Source organism: Janthinobacterium sp. GW821-FHT03A03 (assembly GCF_059421435.1).
This window is the reverse complement of sequence record NZ_JBWKUZ010000001.1, coordinates 1,142,631-1,160,605: the sequence shown is the minus strand read 5'-3', so window position 1 is coordinate 1,160,605 and position 17,975 is coordinate 1,142,631. Positions and strand designations below refer to the sequence as shown.

Genomic DNA, 17,975 nt, shown 5'->3' with positions numbered 1-17,975 from the left:
CGCGGGAGACTGAACGAGCGTTTGCCGGAGGTTATGCGCCCCTCACTCCGGCGCGCGGATATGGTCGACCAGTCCCGTGCTGCGCCGTCCCGGCGCCGGCGTCAGCCAGCTGGCCAGCACGGCGGCGGCCAAGCCGGCCGGCACGCCGAAGATGCCGGCGGAAATCGGTGCAATATGAAACCATTGTCCGCTCGCATTGCCTCCCAGCATGGTGCTCGTGTGCAGCATGTAGTACAGGCAGACGCCAAAGCCCGTGAACATGCCGGCCAGCGCGCCCTGGTAATTGGCGCGTTTCCAGAATACGCCCAGCACCAGGGGCGGGAAGAGGGTCGAGGCGGCCAGCGAAAAGGCCACGCCCACGAGCGAGAGGATGTCGGCCGGCTTTTGCGAGGCGGCATATGCGGCGATGAAGGCCACGGCCAGCAGCAGCAATTTTGAAATCGTCACGCGCTTCTGCGTCGAGGCCGTGGGATCGACCACCTTGTAATAAATGTCGTGCGACAGGGCGTTGGAGATGGCCAGCAGCAAGCCGTCCGCCGTCGACAGGGCGGCGGCCAGGCCGCCGGCCGCCACCAGGCCGGAAATCACGTAGGGCAGGCCGGCGATCTCGGGCGTGGCCAGCACCAGCACGTCGGCGTCGATGGAAATTTCCGCCAGTTGCACGATGCCGTCGCGGTTCACGTCGACGATGCTGATCAGGGGGCTGAGCTTGTCCACATTGGCCCAGTACGACACCCACGTGGGCAGGTTCGCGTATTGCGTGCCCACCAGCGCAGAATAAATATCGTACTTGACCAGTACGGCCAGTGCGGGAATGGTGAGGTAGATCAACAGGATGAAAAACAGGGTCCAGAACACGGAGACGCGCGTGTCATGCACCGAGGGCGTGGTGTACGATCGCATCAGGATGTGGGGCAGGGCGGCCGTGCCCAGCATCATGCAAAACACGAGGGCGAGGAAGTTGTTGCGCTTGATGTCGGATTGCGCGCGGTCGGCCGCGGGGAAGGGCAGTGCATGCGGCGTGATCGGTTCGGCGCGCTTCTGGTTGTGCGCCTGCGCGGCTTGCCACAGCATGTGCGCTTCATCGGGACTTTTCGGATAGGCGATCAGGGTGCGTTCCGCATTGCGGATGTCGAACAGCGAGGCATTGCGCTGGCGCAAGCCATCGAGCTGGCGCTGGGCGGCCAGGTGGCCTTGCTCCCAGGACGCGGGCAAGGCGTCGATTCGCGCCTGATAGCTTTGCGCGCGCTGGCGGAAGATAGTGCGCACTTCGTTTTCTTTCGGGTCCGCTTCCAGCACGTGTTCGCGTGCGCTCAGCTGCGGCAGCACCTTGCCATAGGCGATTTGCGGCACGGGATTGTCCGCATGCTTGACGGACAGCCACATGGCGGGAATCAGGAAGGCGACGAGGATGATGATGTATTGCGCCACCTGCGTCCACGTGATGGCGCGCATGCCGCCAAGAAAGGAGCACACGAGGATGCTGGCCAGGCCCAGGAAGATGCCGACGGAAAAATCCACGCCCGTGAAGCGCGAGGCGATCAGGCCGACGGCGTAGATTTGCGCCACCACGTAGGTGAACGAGACGATGATGGTGGCGGCCACGGCCACCACGCGCACGCTGGCGCCGCGGCCGTCCGCGCCGCTGCCGTAGCGGGCGGCGAGGAAATCGGGAATCGTGTACTGGCCGAAGCGGCGCAGGTAGGGCGCGATCAATAGCGCCACCAGGCAATAGCCGCCCGTCCAGCCCATGATGAAGGCCAGGCCGTCGAAGCCGTTCAGGTACAGGCCGCCCGCCAGGCTGATGAAGCTGGCCGCCGAGATCCAGTCGGCGGCCGTGGCCATGCCGTTGAACATGGCCGGCACGCGCCGCCCCGCCACGTAGTATTCGGTGACGTTCGAGGTGCGGCTGATGACGCCGATGGTGGCGTACAGGCTGATGGTGGCGAACATGAACAGGTAGCCGATCCAGGCGCGCGGCATGCCTTCCTGTTCCAGCACCGTCAGGGCCAGCAGGAAGGCGGCGAAACCGCCGGCAAACAGCAGGTAGTAGCGGCACAGGCGCGCAAAGAACGTGCGCTGGCCGCTCATGCTTGCTCCTCGGCATGAAAAGCCCGGTCCAGGCGCCGCATGCGCCACGCATACACGGCGATGATGGCCAGGTACACCAGCGAGGCGCCCTGGGCCGCCATGTAGAAGGGCAGGGGCCAGCCGAACAGGTTCAGGTGCAGCAGCTCGCGCGCGTAAAACACGGTCAGAAAGCCCGTCAGCAGCCAGATGGTCAGGAGGATGGCCGTCAGGCGCCGCGTTTTTTTCCAGTGTGCATCGCGGCGCTGCTGCAGTTCGGGGCTGGGCGCTTGCGACGGCCGCGAAGGCGCGGCAGGAGGGCTGGGCTTATCCATACGTGATGTCATCCTCTTCGGGCGGGTCCGGCAGGAGCAGGGCGACGCTCAGGCGCAGCAAGGTGCCCGGCAGCTTCGGCGAGTGCGCGCGCGGATTGTGAAAAATGTCGACTTCAGCGCCGTGCTGCTGGGCAATTTCGCGCACGATGGCCAGGCCCAGTCCGCTGCCGTCGACATTGCTGCCCAGAATGCGGTAAAAGCGCTCGAATACGTGGGCCCGCTCGGCCGGCGCAATGCCGGGGCCCGTGTCCTCGACTTCCAGGATGGCCAGCTCCAGGGTGCTGCGCACGCGCACGGTCACGCTGCCACCGGCCGGCGTGTAGCGCAGGGCGTTGTCGATCAGGTTGCTCAGCAGTTCGCGCAGCATGATGGCGTTGCCGGAAATCATGATCGAATACGCGGGCTGCTCGAAGCCCAGGTCGATATGTTGCGCAAACGACGCTTGCACCCAGTCCTGCACCACGCCGCGCGCCAGCTCGCTCAGTTCGATCGGTTCGAATGCCGTGCCCGCCTGCGGCTGGTTTTCCGCGCGCGCCAGGGCCAGCAGCTGGTTCACCAGCCGCGTGGCCGCTTCGGAACTCTTGGCCAGCTGCAGCAGCGAACGGTGGATTTCGTCGTGGTCGGTCTGGCGCAAGGCCAGCTCGGACTGCATGCGCATGCCGGCCAGCGGCGTTTTCATCTGGTGCGCCGCATCGGCGATGAAGCGCTTCTGCATGTCGATCGACAACGACAGCCGCGCCAGCATTTCGTTGAGCGAACCGACCAGCGGCGTGATTTCCTCGGGCACCTGGCCCGACTCGATGGGGGAGAGGTCGTCGGGCGGCCGCGCGCGTATGCGTTCCTGCAATTGCGCCAGCGGCGACAGGCCGCGCGCCAGGGCAAACCAGACCAGGGCCAGGATCACGGGCAGGATGATGAACTGCGGCAAAATCACGCCCTTGATGATTTCATTGGCCAGTTGCGCGCGCTTTTCCAGCGTCTCGGCCACCTGCACCAGCGCGCGGCGCGGCTCGTCGTCGGTGCTGGACGGCATGTCGAGATAGGTGAACGCCACGCGCACGGGCGTGCCGTGGATGGTGTCGTTGCGGAACAGCACCGTGCCGCTGCGGTATTTGTCGGGGTCCTGCGGCGGCGGCAGGTCGCGGTCGCCGTCGAGGTATTCGCCACGCCCCCCCACCACCAGGTAATACAGGGTGTCGACGTCGTCGCCGCGCAGGAAATCGCGGCCCTGCTTGCCGCCAGTGTTTTCCGGCAGGCGGCGCAGCACTTGGCCGTCGGCCTGTTTTACCTGCTGCGTCAGCACGGTGACGCTGTCTTCCAGCGCATGGTCGAAGGGCTGGTTGGCGATGCTCTTGGCCACCAGATAGGTGATGGCGATGCTCATCGGCCACAGCAGCAGCAGGGGCGCCAGCATCCAGTCGAGGATTTCGCCGAACAGCGAATGCTCGATGGTGTCATCCTGCTCCGTGGTGGGCGGCTCGAACCAGTCGTCTTCCGCCGCCTCGTCCGCGGGCGCCTCGCGCGCCTTCACTTGCTGGCGGGCGTGTTGGCGGGATTGCCCGCGTTGCCAGCCTCAGCCGCTTCGGCGTGCAGGCGCGCCTCCGAGAATTTTTCCAGGCAGTAACCGAGGCCCCGCACGGTGGCGATGCGCACGCCGCCCACTTCGATTTTCTTGCGCAGGCGGTGGACATACACTTCGATGGCGTTGTTCGACACTTCCTCGCCCCATTCGCACAGATGGTCGACCAGTTGCTCCTTGGATACGAGGCGGCCCGTGCGACCGAGCAGGATTTCCAGCAAGCCCAGTTCGCGCGCCGACAGGTCGAGCATCTGGTCGTTGATGTAGGCGCTGCGGCCCACCTGGTCATAGCTGAGCGGCCCGTGCTTGATGATGGTGGCGCCGCCACCGGCGCCGCGGCGCGTCAGGGCGCGCACTCTTGCCTCCAGTTCCGACAGGGCGAACGGCTTGGCCATATAATCATCGGCGCCGAGGTCGAGGCCATTCACGCGTTGCTCGATGGAATCGGCGGCCGTCAGGATCAGTACGGGCAGCAGCGAGGCGCGCGCGCGCAGGCGGCGCAGCACTTCCAGCCCGGACATTTTCGGCAAGCCCAGGTCGAGGATCAGCAAGTCGAATTCCTGGGTGGACAGGGCCGTATCGGCTTCCTGCCCGTTTTTGACGCAGTCGATGGCATAGCCCGACTGGCGCAGCGAACGGGTCAGGCCATCGGCCAGTACGCTGTCATCTTCGGCAAGTAAAATACGCATGGTGAGACTTCCTCGGCTTGCGGCATAGAAGCTTGTATTGTGTTTCATTTTCCGCAAGGTGGCGAGTTTTTGTGAAAAACCAGGCTTGTATTGATCTGTTTCAAAACAAATCCACGTTCCGCTTGCATTGATCACTGTTTTTTTATACAGTACTGTCTGTGTAAAGAATTTAACCCACTGGCGCCATCGCAGGCTGCAGGATTCCAGTCAATCCGCAACTGTAGAACGGCTGAAAGAACATATGGACGATAAAAAAGCTGTAGTACCCGCATCGGAAAAAGCCAAGGCGCTCGCCGCCGCACTGGCGCAGATCGAGAAGCAGTTTGGCAAAGGTTCGGTCATGCGCATGGATGCCAGCGCACCGATCGAAGAAGTGCAAGTCGTGTCGACCGGTTCGCTCGGCCTCGATATCGCGCTGGGCGTGGGCGGCTTGCCGCGCGGCCGCGTGGTGGAGATCTACGGTCCGGAGTCGTCGGGTAAAACCACGCTGACCCTGCAAACCATTGCTGAAATGCAAAAACTGGGCGGCACCTGCGCCTTTATCGATGCCGAGCACGCGCTCGACGTCGGTTACGCGCAAAAGCTGGGCGTGAACCTGCATGAATTGCTGATCTCGCAACCGGACACGGGCGAGCAGGCACTGGAAATCTGCGACGCCCTCGTGCGTTCGGGCAGCGTCGACCTCGTCGTCATCGACTCCGTGGCCGCGCTGACGCCACGCGCCGAGATCGAAGGCGACATGGGCGACTCCCTGCCGGGCCTGCAAGCCCGTCTGATGTCGCAGGCGCTGCGCAAGCTGACCGGTTCCATCAACCGCACGAATACCCTGGTCATCTTCATCAACCAGATCCGCATGAAGATCGGCGTGATGTTCGGCAGCCCTGAAACGACCACGGGCGGCAATGCCCTGAAATTCTACGCTTCCGTGCGCCTGGACATCCGCCGCACCGGCTCGATCAAGTCCGGCGATGAAGTGATCGGCAACGAAACCAAGGTCAAGGTCGTCAAGAACAAGATCGCGCCGCCGTTCAAGGAAGCGCACTTCGACATCCTGTACGGCGCCGGCACCTCGCGCGAAGGCGAAATCCTGGACCTGGGCTCGGACGCCAAGATCGTGGAAAAATCCGGTTCGTGGTACAGCTACAACGGCGAACGCATCGGCCAGGGCAAGGACAACGCCCGCGCCTTCCTGCAAGAGCGTCCGGCGCTGGCCCGCGAGATCGAAAACAAGGTCCGCGCTTCGCTGGGCGTGCGCGAACTGCCGCCGCTGGCCGCTGACAAGCCGGAAAAAGCGGATAAAGCCGCCGACAAGGCTGCCAAGGCGGAAGCCAAGGCCGCCGAGTAAGCTGCCGTCAGCCACCATTCGCGCTTGCGGATGGCGGCTGGGCAAGGTGTGACCATGATCGCCGTCCCGCGCTGTTGCGCCGGGCGGCGATTGTGTTTGGGTGATGTGATCGTGGAATGAAAGACAAGGTGGGTGTATGGCCGCAGTACAACTAAGCCTGAAAGGCAGGGCGCTACGCTTTTTGTCGATGCGCGAACACAGCCGCATGGAATTGCGGCGCAAGCTGCAGCGGCATGCGCAGGAGGGCGACGATGTGGAAGCCTTGCTCGACAGCCTGGAAAAGGCCAACTGGCTGTCGCAGGAGCGCTTTTCCGAGTCGCTGATCCACCGCCGCGCAGCCCGCTTCGGCAACAGCCGCATCATGGCGGAACTGCAAAGCCACGGCATAGGCGGCGAAGCGCTGCAGGAACTCAAGGCGGGCCTGGCTGAAGGGGAAGTTGCGCGCGCCTGCGAGGTATGGCGCCGCAAGTTTGGCCAGGTGGCGCAGGATGCGGAGCAGCGCAACAAGCAGATGCGCTTCCTGATGCAGCGCGGCTTTTCCCAGCGCGCCGTGCAGGCGGCCCTGAAGGGGCTGGATCCCGAGGAAGAATAAGATATTCCGGGCATGTCGTTCCGGCCTGGCCGGCAAGGCGCGCGGGCCGGGCGGCCTTGGATTGCCGGCGGGCCGCCGAGCTGCCGCCGTCGCCGCCTTGTCTTCGCGAACCGCGCTGGCAAACATCGCCTGCTCCCGGTTTGCGCCCCGGTGGCGATCGGTTATTCTTGCGGCTGAACGATGCGCAATGGGTGCACCGCCACTGATCGTGACAGGACGCGAAATGAGCAACTGGAATAACGGCTATATGGCTGAAATCGCCTATACCTATGGCTATTATGAAGAATTGAATCCCTTGCGCCTGCGCCTGCCGCTGCTGGCCGCCGGTCTGGCCCTGCCGGGCAGTGGCACGGCCTGCGAGCTGGGCTTTGGCCAGGGCGTCAGCGCCAACATCCATGCCGCGGCATCGGCCACGCGCTGGTATGGCAATGACTTTAATCCGGCACAGGCCGCATTTGCCCAGGAGCTGGCCAGCGCCGCCGGCGCCGGCGCGCATTTCACGGACGAGTCGTTCGCGCAGTTTTGCCGCCGCGAGGACTTGCCGGATTTCGACTTTATCTGCCTGCATGGTATCTGGAGCTGGGTGTCGGCGGAAAACCGTGCACTGATCGTGGACTTCCTGCAGCGCAAGCTGAAAGTGGGCGGTGTCGCCTTCATCAGCTATAACACCCAGCCTGGCTGGGCCGCGATGATGCCGATGCGCGATTTGCTGGCCGAGCATAGCCGCGTCATGGGAGCCCCAGGCCAGGGCGTGCTGGCGCGCATCGATGGCGCACTCGATTTCGTCGACAGGATGATCGCCACGCAACCGCGTTACCTGAAGGCCAATCCCCTGCTGGCGGACCGCTTCGAGAAGCTGAAGGCGATGGACCGCAATTATCTTGCACACGAGTATTTCAATGCGGACTGGCAGCCGATGGCCTTTTCCAGGGTGGCAGCCATGTTGAGCGAAGCCAAGCTGGAGTTCGCCGCTTCCGCCACCTATACCGATCTTGTCGACATGCTCAACATGACGGCCAGGCACCAGCAATTCCTGGCCGATATTCCCGATCCCATCCTCCGCGAAACGACGCGGGCTTTCCTGGTCAACCAGCAATTTCGCAAGGATTACTGGGTCAAGGGCGCGCGCACGCTGACGCCGTTCGCCCAGGCCACGGCCTTGCGGGCCGTGCGCGTGATGCTGGCCGTGCCGCGCGACGAGGTGGTGCTGAGCGTGCATGGCGTGCTGGGCGACGCCGATATGGACGCGCGCGTGTATGCGCCCGTGCTCGATGCCATGGCTGACCATCGCGTGTGCACGATCGGCGAGCTGGAGCAGCAACTGGCTGGCACCGACGCCAATCTGGCTGCCTTGCTGCAGATCATGTTGATTTTGATCAGCAAGGGCAGCGTGCTTGCCGTGCAGGACGCGGCCGACATTGCCGTGGCGCGGCCGCAGACGGCACGTCTGAACGCGCATTTGCTGGAGCAGGCGCTGGCAAGAACCGACTTGAGCAGCCTTGCCAGTCCCATGACGGGGAGCGGCGTGTTTGTATCGCATTTACAACAGCTGTTCTTGTGGGCGAAAATGCAAGGATGGCAAGAGCCGCAAGAATGGGTGCGCGAGACGTGGCCCGTGCTGATCCGCCTGAACCAGCTGCTGACGCGGGACGGGCAGCCCTTGTTGACGGAAGAAGAGAATCTGGCGGAACTGTTGCAGCATGCCCGCCATTTTGCCGCGCGCACCATGCCTGTTTTGCGGGCGCTGGGCGTGACGGACTGACGCAGCGCGCCACCTGGCCTGCGCGGGCACCCGGTGTTATTTGCATCGTGAATGATGGTCATTGATTTTTTAACTTGCATCAATAATCCGATGCGGGCGAGCAGATCAATAAAAATTATGTTGCGGCGCAACTAGCGCCCTGTGTGCTACACTTTTAGGGTTTTTGCGGCGCCGCAGGTGCGGTTGCCGTTCGTAGAAGCTGCGAACGGCGTGCTTTATGCACATGGCTGCTTACTAAATTATGGCCGCGCAAGCGGCATCGGTCTTATGCCCCTGTCAACTCCCGTATCCCGGCGCGCCCTACGGCACTCCCGCGTTATCGACGTCCAAGCGTATATGCGCGACGACGGCCTGTGGGATATTGACGCCCGTATCACCGATATCAAAAGCTATGACGCGACCCTGGCCTCCGGCCCGCGTCCCGCCGGCGCCCCTCTGCATGACCTCCACCTGCGCATTACCGTCGATCGCGAGCTGACCATTGTCGAGGCCGAAGCTGCCTCCGATGCCGTGCCCTATCCCGGTTTTTGCGATACCATCGGCCCCGCTTACAGGGCGCTGATCGGTTTGAATTTATTGAAGAATTTCCGCCGCGACTTGAAACAGCGCCTGGCGGGAATCGCCGGCTGTACCCATTTGACCGAACTGGCGCAAGTCTTGCCGACTGCGACGGTTCAGGCATTTGCCGGCGATGTCTGGTCGACCCGTGACGGCGAGAATGCTGATTTGTCGCATGAAAAGCCGTTTCAACTCGACAAGTGTCACGCCCTGCGCACCGATGGCGGGGCGGTTGCACAGTATTACCCGCGCTGGGTAGCCAAAGCGTGACCCCGGCGCTGTTTTTCCTGTTTTTTTGCACCACTAACCGTATTTTTACAAATCAGTATCAGAAGGGAAGCCAGCATGAAAATCCATGAGTATCAAGCCAAAGAAATCCTCCGGCAGCACGGAGTGACGGTACCACGCGGTATTCCGTGCATGTCCGTCGACGAAGCCGTCAAGGCTGCGGAAACCCTGGGCGGCCCGGTATGGGTCGTCAAGGCGCAGATCCACGCAGGTGGCCGCGGCAAGGGCGGCGGCGTGAAAGTGGCAAAATCGATGGAACAGGTCAAGGAATACGCTGACCAGATCATGGGCATGCAGCTGATCACGCACCAGACCAGCGCCGAAGGCCAGAAAGTCAACCGCCTGCTGGTGGAAGAAGGCGCCGACATCAAACAGGAACTGTACGTTTCGCTGGTCACCGACCGCGTTACCCAGAAAATCGTCCTGATGGCGTCGTCCGAAGGCGGCATGGACATCGAAGAAGTGGCCGAGAGCCACCCAGAGAAGATCCACCACGTCACCATCGATCCGGGCGTTGGCCTGACCGATGCCCAGGCAGACGACATCGCCGCCAAAATCGGCGTGCCTGCCGGTTCCATCGCCGACGCCCGCGCCAACCTGCAAGGCCTGTACAAAGCCTACTGGGAAACCGACTGCTCGCTGGCCGAGATCAACCCGCTGATCGTCACCGGCAGCGGCAAAGTCATCGCCCTGGACGCCAAGTTCAACTTCGATCCGAACGCCCTGTTCCGTCATCCGGAAATCGTCGCCCTGCGCGATCTGGACGAAGAAGATCCAGCTGAAATCGAAGCGTCGAAATTCGACCTGGCCTACATCTCGCTCGACGGCAACATCGGCTGCCTGGTGAACGGCGCCGGCCTGGCCATGGCCACCATGGACACGATTAAACTGTTCGGCGGCGAGCCAGCCAACTTCCTGGACGTCGGCGGCGGCGCCACGGCAGAAAAAGTGACCGAAGCGTTCAAGATCATGCTGAAAAACCCAGGCCTGAAAGCCATCCTGGTGAACATTTTCGGCGGCATCATGCGTTGCGACGTGATCGCCGAAGGCGTCATCGCCGCGGTCAAGGCCGTCTCGCTGAACGTACCGCTGGTCGTGCGCATGAAGGGCACCAACGAAGACCTGGGCAAAAAGATGCTGGCCGATTCCGGTCTGCCTATCATCGCAGCCGACACCATGGAAGATGCAGCCAAGAGCGTCGTTGCCGCTGCTGCCGGTCAAGCTTAATTAAGGAATCAACATGTCCATTCTGATCAATAAAGATACCAAAGTTGTTACCCAAGGGATCACCGGCAAGACCGGCCAGTTCCACACCCGCGGTTGCCGCGACTACGCGAACGGCAAAGCTGCCTTCGTGGCAGGCGTGAACCCGAAGAAAGCCGGCGAAGACTTCGAAGGCATTCCTATTTTCGCTAACGTTACCGAAGCGAAAAAAGAAACCGGCGCCAACGTGTCCGTGATCTACGTGCCGCCAGCAGGCGCGGCCGCAGCGATCTGGGAAGCGGTCGAAGCTGAAATGGATCTGGCCATTTGCATCACCGAAGGCATTCCTGTCCGCGACATGATGGCCCTGAAAGACCGCATGGCCAAAGCCAACAGCAAAACCCTGCTGCTGGGCCCTAACTGCCCAGGCCTGATCACGCCAGACGAAATCAAGATCGGCATCATGCCAGGTCACATCCACAAGAAGGGCCGTATCGGCGTTGTTTCCCGTTCGGGCACCCTGACCTATGAAGCAGTGGGTCAGCTGACCGCACTGGGCCTGGGCCAATCGTCGGCAGTCGGCATCGGCGGCGACCCGATCAACGGTCTGAAGCACATCGACATCATGAAGATGTTCAATGACGATCCGGATACCGACGCGGTCATCATGATCGGCGAAATCGGCGGTCCTGACGAAGCCAACGCGGCTTATTGGATCAAAGACAACATGAAAAAACCGGTCGTCGGCTTCATCGCCGGCGTGACGGCTCCTCCAGGCAAGCGCATGGGCCACGCCGGCGCGCTGATCTCGGGCGGCGCCGACACGGCACAAGCCAAGCTGGAAATCATGGAAGCTTGCGGCATCACCGTGACCAAGAATCCGTCGGAAATGGCGCGTCTGCTGAAAGCCATGCTGTAATTTCAGCCAGGTCTTGATGCAGCACAAAAAAGGAGCTTCGGCTCCTTTTTTTGTGCGCGCGACGGATTCCATGCCTGGCCCGACGGGCCTGGTCTGAACCGGCCATAAAGTGTCGCTTTTCTTTCCACTTGCACCGCCGCTGCCCGGGCGCGCTGCTGGCATGGCGCTTGCACCGTTCCTGGCGTGAGCAATTGCACCATGGGAGGAGACGATGCGCGCGCAGAGCGGATTTACCCTGATAGAACTGATGATCGTGGTGGCCATCGCCGGCATCCTGGCGGCCGTGGCGATTCCCCAGTATGGCGACTACACGATGCGGGCCAAGGTCAGCAACGTGCTGGCCGCCGCCGCGCCCCTGAAGACGGCCGTGGCCCTGTGCGTGCAGGAAAACGGCGGCGAGGCGGCCGCCTGCAGCACGCCCACCGAAAGCGTGCCGAGCGCCATACCCGCGTTCAGCCCCACGCGCGAAGTGGCCAGCGCCAAGGTGGACAAGGGCGATATCGTGCTGACCCTGGCAGCCGACCTGGGCAAGGGCATCGGTGGACAAAGCGTGACCATGACCATGAAGCCGGGCACGAGCAGCCTGACCTGGTTCAACAGCACCACCGTGACGAACCCGGTGGCCAAGGAGGCCATCACCAGGAACAATATTCCCCAGGCGAGCACGCCCCTGTGAGAGGCCGCCGCCGCGTCAGACGATCTTTTGCCGGTCCGCGATCAGCGCTTCATAGGTGAGGTTTTGCAGCAAGGTGTAGTGCGTTGGTTCCAGGTCGATGAATTGCACGCCATATGTATAGATTTCGCTTGCCTCGGCGGCATTGCCATTGGACGGCTTGCCCACGCTGACGTTCTGGATGCGCGCGCGCGTGTTGACGCGCATCTGGTGCTTGTTCGGCTGCACCAGCAGGGTAAAGCTGAGCGCCACGCCGTCGTCGTCGGGCGTGAGCATGGCGGGCGCCTCGATCAGCGCTCCGGAAACGCTGAGGTTGACGATAAACACGGGCACGGCCGCCACGTCGCGGTAGCTCAGCTGCGCCGGAATGTCCACCTTGACGCGCATGGCCGTGCGCAGGCTGGTGCCCTGGATGGCGTCGGGAAAGCTCAGGTGGACATAATTGAGCGGGCGGCCAAAGATGCGCAGCACGCTGCAGGCGAACGCGCAGACGGTGACGCCGGAAAACACGCGGATGGTCAGCTTGTCGCCCTCGTTGAGCACGATGGAAGCGCCATTTTCCATGGGAATCTTGACGATCAGGTACTCATCCTTCACATAGCCGATCAGGGTCGAGAAGTGCTGGATGGGTTTGATGGTGCGGTGCGTGATGAACTGGATGCGTCCGCCCACCTGCAGATTCATCGCCTCGAACTCGAAGTCCTGGAGCTTGCTTTCGGCGGCGGGCTTGTTGCTTGTCATGCGATGCTCATCTCAATGTTGTCGGATAGCAGTATGCATGAATTCTTGATGAAAAAGCATTTACATCAATAAAATTCGGATGGGCAGGAAAAAAAATCCTGCGATGCTGGTGTCGGGCCTTTCACGCTTTACAATTGCGTCAATATTAACGAATGTAAATCTTATTTCGCGCAGCTACTTCTGGACGATGTTGGCATTGATCCTGCACCAGGTCGACGCAGCCTACTGGCGGGAATGGGAAATGTTCCATGTGCCGGGCGGCATACAGGGTTTCCTGGTATTCAATCTGGCGGCGATTGCCGTGGTACTGGTGGGCTACCGGCATGTGCTGCTGGGCACCCGGCAGGCGTTCCGCTATGCGGCGGTGTGCGCCGCGCTGGGCGCAGGCACTTTCCTCATCCACGCCGGCTTCGCGCTGGCGGGACTGGAGCAGTTCCACCTGCCCCTGTCGATCGCCATTCTCGTGCTGTGCCTGGCGTGCGCCGCGTGGCTGTTGGGCGACTTGCGCCGCGTCAAGGCGACGCGGCCGGTGCCCGCCTGAGGCGGCGGCGCAGTCGCCTTACACTTCGGCGTGCCAATCGCCGGACTTGCCGCCATGCTTTTCCAGCACGCGCACGTTGGTCATGACCATGCCCCGGTCGACGGCCTTGCACATGTCGTAGATCGTCAGCAAGCCGATTTGCACGGAAGTGAGCGCTTCCATTTCCACGCCCGTCTTGCCCGTCGTGTCGACCTGGGCGCGGCAGTGCACGCTGTTGGCCGCTGCATCGACTTCGAAATCGACGGTGACGCGCGTGAGGGCCAGCGGGTGGCACAGGGGGATCAGGTCGCTGGTGCGCTTGGCGCCCATGATGGCGGCGATGCGGGCGATGCCCAGCACGTCGCCCTTTTTCGCATTGCCGGAAATGATCAAGGCCAGGGTGGCCGGCTGCATGCGGATGGTGCCGGCGGCCACGGCGCTGCGGCGCGTGTCTTCCTTGCTGCCCACGTCGACCATATGGGCCTGGCCCGTGGCGTCGAAATGGGTCAGTTCCCCGGCGGGGGCTTGCGTGTCTGCTGTTGTCATGGCGTCAAAATAGGGTCGGGAAATGGGGCGCGGCATGCCGGAATGTCCAGCCGTGCCACAAGCATATCGCATGCCTGTCGCGCGGAAACGGCGCCGCGAACAAGGTATGATAGCACCCGTGAATTCAAAAACTACCCTCCAGACCGTACTTGAAAACGCCGCTGCGGCATTGCCGCGCCAGTCATGGCGCGCGTCCGTGCTGGCCGCGCTGTGCTTCGCTGCGCCATGTGCGCTGGCGCAAACCTATACATCCGCGCCGGCTGCCGGCGCTGCCGCCAAACCGGCCGGCAGCTGGACGCCGCCGGCCGTGCCGCCGGCGCCGAACCTGCCGAACCTGGGCGATACCTCGCGCGAAGACCTGTCGCCGGCGATGGAGCGCAAGATCGGCGAGGAAATCATGCGCGGCATCCGCGGCGACCGCGACTATCTTGACGACGCGCCCCTGCTCGAATACCTGAATACCTTCGGCAACGCCCTCGTGGCGGCGCGCCCCAGCGTGCGCGGCGAAACGAATTACGATTATTTCTTCTTTGCCGTGCGCGATCCCCAGTTGAACGCATTTGCCTTGCCCGGCGGCTTCATCGGCGTGCACTCGGCGCTGGTGCTGGCGGCGCAAACGGAGGCGGAACTGGCGTCCGTGCTGTCGCACGAGATCGGCCATGTGGCGCAGCGCCATATCGCCCGCATGCTGGGCCAGCAGCGCCAGGACGCCCTCATGCCGCTGGCGGCCATGCTGCTCGCGGCGCTGGCCTCGCGCGCCGGCGGCGACGTGGCCATGGGCGTGTTTGCCGCCGGTCAGGGCCTGGCCATCCAGCGCCAGCTCAATTTCGGCCGCGACGCCGAGCGCGAAGCCGACCGCATCGGCTTCCAGATCATGGGCGAAGCCGGCTTCGACACCACCGGCATGGTGGCCTTCTTCGGCCGCATGCAGGCGGCCAGCCGTTCGTACAGCGACCTGATGCCCGCCTACCTGCAGACCCACCCGCTGACGACGGAGCGCATCGCCGACATCCAGGCGCGCATCCGCGAGCAGCCGTACAAGCAGCGCCCGGACAGCTTGAATTTCCACCTGGCAAGGGCGCGGGCCCGCGTGCTGCAGGATGAAAGCGTGCAGGGCCTGTTGAATGCGAAAGCCGTGTTCAAGACGCAGCTGGAACAGCAAAGCCGCTTCCAGGTGACGGCCGCCCATTACGGCTTGTCCTTTGTCGCCGTCAAGCAGGGCAAGCCGTTTGATGCGCAAAAGGAGCTCGATGCGGCCAACGCGGCCCTGCACCAGCCGGCCGGGCCGAATGTGTTTACCTCGGGCGGCACGCAGGCCCCCAATTCGCTGCTGGCGGCGATGGCGCTGGAAGTGCTGCTGATGCCGGAGCAGAAGCCGGCGGTGGCGCAGCAAGCCTTGAAGGCGGCCGATGCGGCACGCCAGCAGTTTCCCCTGTCGCGCGGTATTGCCCGCCAGTATGCAGAAGCATTGATCGCGGACAAGAAGCTCGACCAGGCCACGCTGTACCTGCGCGACCAGGTGCAGCTCTACAAGGAAGAGCCGGAACTGTATGATTTACTGGCGAAAGCCTATGCGGACCTGGGCAAGATGACCTTGCAGCATATCGCGCTGGCTGAATCGTATGTGCTGCAGGGCGCCACCATGGCCGCGCTGGACCAGCTGACGATCGCCCGCAAATCCACGGACGCGACCTTTTACGACCAGGCCGTCATCGATGCGCGCGAACGGGAACTGCAGGAAAAGCGCCGCGAACAGCTCAAGGACCAGAAGGGCTAGCCCCTATTCGGCTTGTGGCGCGCGCTGGAAGCCGAAGGTGCGCGGCACGGCGTCGTAGCGCAACGGCTGCACGGCAATTTCCTTGCCGGCGTGCAATAAGGTCAGGCTTCCTTGTCCCGCTTCCAGCCAGGCCAGCAGGGCGTCGTCGCCGGCAAGCTGGCCATCGAGGCGCAGCGATGCCAGCACCTGCGCCATGTCGCGGTCATCGACCTGCGCCACGATATGATCGTTGCGCAAGATCAAGGCGCCGTTGTCGCACAGATACGCTGCCTCGATGGCCGCCAGCGGCGCGCCCGTCTGCAAGACAAAACCGTGCCGCGGATCGCTGCGCGCGATATACGGCGCCGCTTCCAGGTTCAGGTAGACGCGTTGCGGGCCGTTCTGGAAAAACCAGCAACCGCGTTCGTCATGGCCGTAATTGCGGTTGATAAAGCCCAACAGGGCCGCGTGGGCGATCTTCTCGCCAGGCAGTTGCTGCTGCTGCGCCTGCTGATCGCGCATGCGCCAGTGGCCGCGCGCGTCCAGGCCCAGCCACCCGTAGCAGTGGGGCACGTTCGGCCATTTGGCCAGGGCCTGCTTGACGAGATCATCCATGTAAGGCGTTTTCCGGTGAAGTGCGCAAACCGTCAGCGTGACAGCTTTGCGGCGCAGACGGCGCCGCGCTGCCGCCTTCAAAAAAGGACAGCAGCCGTTGCGGCAGCCAGTCTATGCTGCCAGGCAACTTTCCGGCGGCAAAGCCGACGTGGCCGCCGTGGCGCGGATACTCGAGTGTGACCTGCGGCGCGGCGCTGCGCGGCAGGTAGCGTCCGGGCAGGAAGGGGTCGTTTTGCGCATTCAGGACCAGGGTCGGCACGGTGATGTCGCGCAAGACGTGCTTGGCGCTGGCGCGGTGCCAGTAATCGTCGGCGTCGCGGTAGCCGTGCAGCGGCGCCGTGACGACGTTGTCGAAGGCGTGCAGGTCGCGCGCGGCCAGCATGGCCTCGCGCGCAAACAGGCCGGGGAACTGCTCCAGCTTGGCCAGGCATTTCGGTTTCAGGGTGTTCAGGAACATGCGCGTGTACAGGCGGTTGGCGCCCGACGACAGGGCCTTGCCGCCTTGCGCCAGGTCAAGCGGGGCGGACACGGCCGCGGCCGCGTCGACGATCTCCGCCTGGTGCTGCGACTGGCCCAGCCAGCACAGCAGGGCGTTGCCGCCCAGCGACACGCCGGCCGCGTAAAATTTTCCCGTGGCGCGCGGGCGCAAGCGGCGCAGCACCCAGTCCACTTCCTGCGCGTCGCCCGAATGGTAAAAACGGGGCGCCAGGTTCGGCTCGCCCGAGCAGCCGCGAAAATGCGGCACGGCGCCGGACCAGCCGCGCGCCGCCACCTCGGCCATCAGGGCGCGCGCGTAATGGCTGTTCGACGAACCTTCCAGGCCGTGGAACAGCACCACGAAGGGCTGGCCCGGCTGGCCGTCGACCAGGTCGACGTCGACGAAGTCGCCATCGGGCGCCTGCCAGCGTTCGCGGCGCAAGGGCACGTCCGGCCTGGCGAGGCACAGGGCCGGATAAATCGTTTGCAAGTGGCCGCCGGGCAGCCAGAATGGGGCGTTGTAAGTCATGCGGGAAGGGCTTAGTGCAGGATCTGCGTCCCCGTGCTGTCGGCCGGCGCGCCGCCGGGCGCGATGGACGCGTGGTGCAGCACGATGCGCCAGCCGCGCGGGGTCTTCACGTACACATTCGTCGCCAGCAGGTGCGCCGGTCCGCTCTCGTCGCTGGTGATGCCTTCGATGACCGTATGCACGGAACTCATCAGATTGTGCGTTTCATGCAGATGCGTGGGCACGATGTGCAGGCCGCCGCCGGACAGGATGGTTTCCCACGAGGCGCGGATGGCGGCATGGCCGATCAGGCGCGCGCCGCCCGGGTGGATGCAGACGATTTCCTCGTCGTCGGCCCACAGCGCCATCAGCGCTTCGAGGTCGGCGCGGTGCAAGGCGTCGTAGAACGCCGCTTCGACTTCGGCGGCGCTGCCATTGAGTTCCTTCAGACGTTTCATGACGACTCCGGGCTGTATCGGTACCACTCAGGTTGATGCAAATAAAAACGGCGCGCTGGTGGCGCGCCGCTGGGCAGTTTAATGATGGCCGGCGCTGGCGCCTTCCTTCAGCGTGTACGCCGTGCCGCAGTACGGGCACTTGGCGATGCCGTCCTTGTTGAATTCCAGAAACACGCGCGGATGCGACGACCACAGCGGCATGGCCGGGTTAGGGCAGTGGGCAGGCAGGTCTTTACCGTCGAGTTCGACCGCTGGCTGGGTGGTTTTTGTCATCTTGTCATGCTCCGTGAGGCTGTATGGAAGGAAGTCGGCTGCTGCCAAAACCACGATTTTAACGGATTCAG

General features: G+C 63.3%; 19 protein-coding genes. 9 read left to right on the top strand and 10 right to left on the bottom strand.

What is annotated here, in order from left to right:
• Positions 1-42: 42 nt before the first annotated feature.
• The 4 genes from AC07VI_RS05305 to AC07VI_RS05290 are packed head-to-tail and all read right to left on the bottom strand — an operon-like array spanning position 43 to position 4,670.
• Positions 43-2,091, bottom strand: coding sequence for a sodium:solute symporter family protein (locus AC07VI_RS05305; RefSeq protein WP_086145899.1), 2,049 nt, complete (start codon positions 2,089-2,091; stop codon positions 43-45).
• Complete coding sequence (locus AC07VI_RS05300) at positions 2,088-2,402, bottom strand: DUF4212 domain-containing protein (protein ID WP_086145898.1); 315 nt, start codon at positions 2,400-2,402, stop codon at positions 2,088-2,090. Before AC07VI_RS05300 ends, AC07VI_RS05305 begins: the two co-directional genes overlap by 4 nt.
• The gene (locus AC07VI_RS05295) at positions 2,395-3,933 is read right to left on the bottom strand and encodes a sensor histidine kinase (protein WP_253251932.1); all 1,539 of its coding nucleotides are present in this window, start codon (positions 3,931-3,933) and stop codon (positions 2,395-2,397) included. Before AC07VI_RS05295 ends, AC07VI_RS05300 begins: the two co-directional genes overlap by 8 nt.
• Positions 3,930-4,670 carry a response regulator gene (locus AC07VI_RS05290; protein WP_099374092.1) on the bottom strand — a complete coding sequence of 247 codons (741 nt, stop codon included), beginning with the start codon at positions 4,668-4,670 and terminating at the stop codon, positions 3,930-3,932. The genes AC07VI_RS05295 and AC07VI_RS05290 overlap by 4 nt, the downstream gene beginning before the upstream one ends.
• A 241-nt stretch (positions 4,671-4,911) precedes the next feature.
• Here AC07VI_RS05290 and recA point away from each other — a divergent pair, with 241 nt between their 5' ends.
• The 7 genes from recA to AC07VI_RS05255 all read left to right on the top strand — a co-directional run bounded on the left by recA (position 4,912) and on the right by AC07VI_RS05255 (position 12,013).
• Positions 4,912-6,015 (top strand): recombinase RecA, encoded by a 1,104-nt coding sequence (gene recA / locus AC07VI_RS05285; protein WP_086145896.1) that lies wholly within the window; start codon positions 4,912-4,914, stop codon positions 6,013-6,015.
• A gap of 136 nt (positions 6,016-6,151) precedes the next feature.
• Positions 6,152-6,607 carry a recombination regulator RecX gene (gene recX / locus AC07VI_RS05280; protein ID WP_492996010.1) on the top strand — a complete coding sequence of 152 codons (456 nt, stop codon included), beginning with the start codon at positions 6,152-6,154 and terminating at the stop codon, positions 6,605-6,607.
• A gap of 223 nt (positions 6,608-6,830) precedes the next feature.
• Positions 6,831-8,369 (top strand): methyltransferase regulatory domain-containing protein, encoded by a 1,539-nt coding sequence (locus AC07VI_RS05275; protein WP_492996008.1) that lies wholly within the window; start codon positions 6,831-6,833, stop codon positions 8,367-8,369.
• Between the two features lie 267 nt (positions 8,370-8,636).
• Positions 8,637-9,197 carry a DUF2889 domain-containing protein gene (locus tag AC07VI_RS05270; RefSeq protein WP_086145893.1) on the top strand — a complete coding sequence of 187 codons (561 nt, stop codon included), beginning with the start codon at positions 8,637-8,639 and terminating at the stop codon, positions 9,195-9,197.
• A gap of 75 nt (positions 9,198-9,272) precedes the next feature.
• A complete protein-coding gene (gene sucC, locus AC07VI_RS05265) occupies positions 9,273-10,442 on the top strand; it encodes an ADP-forming succinate--CoA ligase subunit beta (RefSeq protein WP_086145892.1) in 1,170 nt (389 codons plus the stop codon).
• 13 nt (positions 10,443-10,455) lie between these two features.
• On the top strand, positions 10,456-11,337 hold the full coding sequence (gene sucD / locus AC07VI_RS05260; protein ID WP_034746085.1) for a succinate--CoA ligase subunit alpha: 882 nt from the start codon (positions 10,456-10,458) through the stop codon (positions 11,335-11,337).
• A 211-nt stretch (positions 11,338-11,548) separates the two neighbouring features.
• On the top strand, positions 11,549-12,013 hold the full coding sequence (locus AC07VI_RS05255; protein ID WP_086145891.1) for a pilin: 465 nt from the start codon (positions 11,549-11,551) through the stop codon (positions 12,011-12,013).
• Positions 12,014-12,028: 15 nt separating this feature from the next.
• Here the strand turns inward: AC07VI_RS05255 and AC07VI_RS05250 are convergent, their stop codons facing one another.
• Complete coding sequence (locus tag AC07VI_RS05250; RefSeq protein ID WP_086145890.1) at positions 12,029-12,751, bottom strand: flagellar brake protein; 723 nt, start codon at positions 12,749-12,751, stop codon at positions 12,029-12,031.
• 79 nt (positions 12,752-12,830) lie between these two features.
• Between AC07VI_RS05250 and AC07VI_RS05245 the strand changes: the two genes are divergently transcribed.
• Complete coding sequence (locus tag AC07VI_RS05245; RefSeq protein WP_492996005.1) at positions 12,831-13,292, top strand: DUF6713 family protein; 462 nt, start codon at positions 12,831-12,833, stop codon at positions 13,290-13,292.
• An 18-nt stretch (positions 13,293-13,310) separates the two neighbouring features.
• On the opposite strand, the gene moaC is transcribed toward AC07VI_RS05245, so the two are convergent.
• Positions 13,311-13,817 carry a cyclic pyranopterin monophosphate synthase MoaC gene (moaC, locus tag AC07VI_RS05240; protein WP_086145922.1) on the bottom strand — a complete coding sequence of 169 codons (507 nt, stop codon included), beginning with the start codon at positions 13,815-13,817 and terminating at the stop codon, positions 13,311-13,313.
• Between the two features lie 196 nt (positions 13,818-14,013).
• Here moaC and AC07VI_RS05235 point away from each other — a divergent pair, with 196 nt between their 5' ends.
• Positions 14,014-15,594, top strand: coding sequence for a beta-barrel assembly-enhancing protease (locus tag AC07VI_RS05235; RefSeq protein ID WP_086145921.1), 1,581 nt, complete (start codon positions 14,014-14,016; stop codon positions 15,592-15,594).
• Between the two features lie 3 nt (positions 15,595-15,597).
• On the opposite strand, the gene AC07VI_RS05230 is transcribed toward AC07VI_RS05235, so the two are convergent.
• The 4 genes from AC07VI_RS05230 to AC07VI_RS05215 form a co-directional block, all read right to left on the bottom strand.
• Entirely contained in the window at positions 15,598-16,188 is a 591-nt protein-coding gene (locus tag AC07VI_RS05230) for a DUF2946 family protein (protein WP_099374095.1), read from the bottom strand.
• Positions 16,181-17,194: a YheT family hydrolase gene (locus tag AC07VI_RS05225; protein ID WP_086145887.1), complete on the bottom strand. Its 1,014-nt coding sequence runs from the start codon at positions 17,192-17,194 to the stop codon at positions 16,181-16,183. Before AC07VI_RS05225 ends, AC07VI_RS05230 begins: the two co-directional genes overlap by 8 nt.
• Before the next feature lie 11 nt (positions 17,195-17,205).
• Positions 17,206-17,631, bottom strand: coding sequence for a YybH family protein (locus AC07VI_RS05220; protein WP_086145886.1), 426 nt, complete (start codon positions 17,629-17,631; stop codon positions 17,206-17,208).
• A gap of 78 nt (positions 17,632-17,709) precedes the next feature.
• Complete coding sequence (locus AC07VI_RS05215) at positions 17,710-17,904, bottom strand: zinc-finger domain-containing protein (protein ID WP_070220739.1); 195 nt, start codon at positions 17,902-17,904, stop codon at positions 17,710-17,712.
• Between the last annotated feature and the right edge of the window lie 71 nt (positions 17,905-17,975).

What these genes read in the sequence shown, in the direction of transcription:
- AC07VI_RS05275 (WP_492996008.1), top strand. Translation starts at nt 6,831, where the DNA reads ATGAGCAACTGGAATAACGGCTATATGGCTGAAATCGCCTATACCTAT.
- sucD (WP_034746085.1), top strand. Translation starts at nt 10,456, where the DNA reads ATGTCCATTCTGATCAATAAAGATACCAAAGTTGTTACCCAAGGGATC.
- moaC (WP_086145922.1), bottom strand. Translation starts at nt 13,817, where the DNA reads ATGACAACAGCAGACACGCAAGCCCCCGCCGGGGAACTGACCCATTTC.
- AC07VI_RS05220 (WP_086145886.1), bottom strand. Translation starts at nt 17,631, where the DNA reads ATGAAACGTCTGAAGGAACTCAATGGCAGCGCCGCCGAAGTCGAAGCG.
- AC07VI_RS05290 (WP_099374092.1), bottom strand. Translation starts at nt 4,670, where the DNA reads ATGCGTATTTTACTTGCCGAAGATGACAGCGTACTGGCCGATGGCCTG.
- AC07VI_RS05305 (WP_086145899.1), bottom strand. Translation starts at nt 2,091, where the DNA reads ATGAGCGGCCAGCGCACGTTCTTTGCGCGCCTGTGCCGCTACTACCTG.
- AC07VI_RS05300 (WP_086145898.1), bottom strand. Translation starts at nt 2,402, where the DNA reads ATGGATAAGCCCAGCCCTCCTGCCGCGCCTTCGCGGCCGTCGCAAGCG.
- AC07VI_RS05215 (WP_070220739.1), bottom strand. Translation starts at nt 17,904, where the DNA reads ATGACAAAAACCACCCAGCCAGCGGTCGAACTCGACGGTAAAGACCTG.
- AC07VI_RS05250 (WP_086145890.1), bottom strand. Translation starts at nt 12,751, where the DNA reads ATGACAAGCAACAAGCCCGCCGCCGAAAGCAAGCTCCAGGACTTCGAG.
- recX (WP_492996010.1), top strand. Translation starts at nt 6,152, where the DNA reads ATGGCCGCAGTACAACTAAGCCTGAAAGGCAGGGCGCTACGCTTTTTG.
- sucC (WP_086145892.1), top strand. Translation starts at nt 9,273, where the DNA reads ATGAAAATCCATGAGTATCAAGCCAAAGAAATCCTCCGGCAGCACGGA.
- AC07VI_RS05230 (WP_099374095.1), bottom strand. Translation starts at nt 16,188, where the DNA reads ATGGATGATCTCGTCAAGCAGGCCCTGGCCAAATGGCCGAACGTGCCC.
- AC07VI_RS05255 (WP_086145891.1), top strand. Translation starts at nt 11,549, where the DNA reads ATGCGCGCGCAGAGCGGATTTACCCTGATAGAACTGATGATCGTGGTG.
- AC07VI_RS05245 (WP_492996005.1), top strand. Translation starts at nt 12,831, where the DNA reads ATGGGCAGGAAAAAAAATCCTGCGATGCTGGTGTCGGGCCTTTCACGC.
- AC07VI_RS05225 (WP_086145887.1), bottom strand. Translation starts at nt 17,194, where the DNA reads ATGACTTACAACGCCCCATTCTGGCTGCCCGGCGGCCACTTGCAAACG.
- recA (WP_086145896.1), top strand. Translation starts at nt 4,912, where the DNA reads ATGGACGATAAAAAAGCTGTAGTACCCGCATCGGAAAAAGCCAAGGCG.
- AC07VI_RS05270 (WP_086145893.1), top strand. Translation starts at nt 8,637, where the DNA reads ATGCCCCTGTCAACTCCCGTATCCCGGCGCGCCCTACGGCACTCCCGC.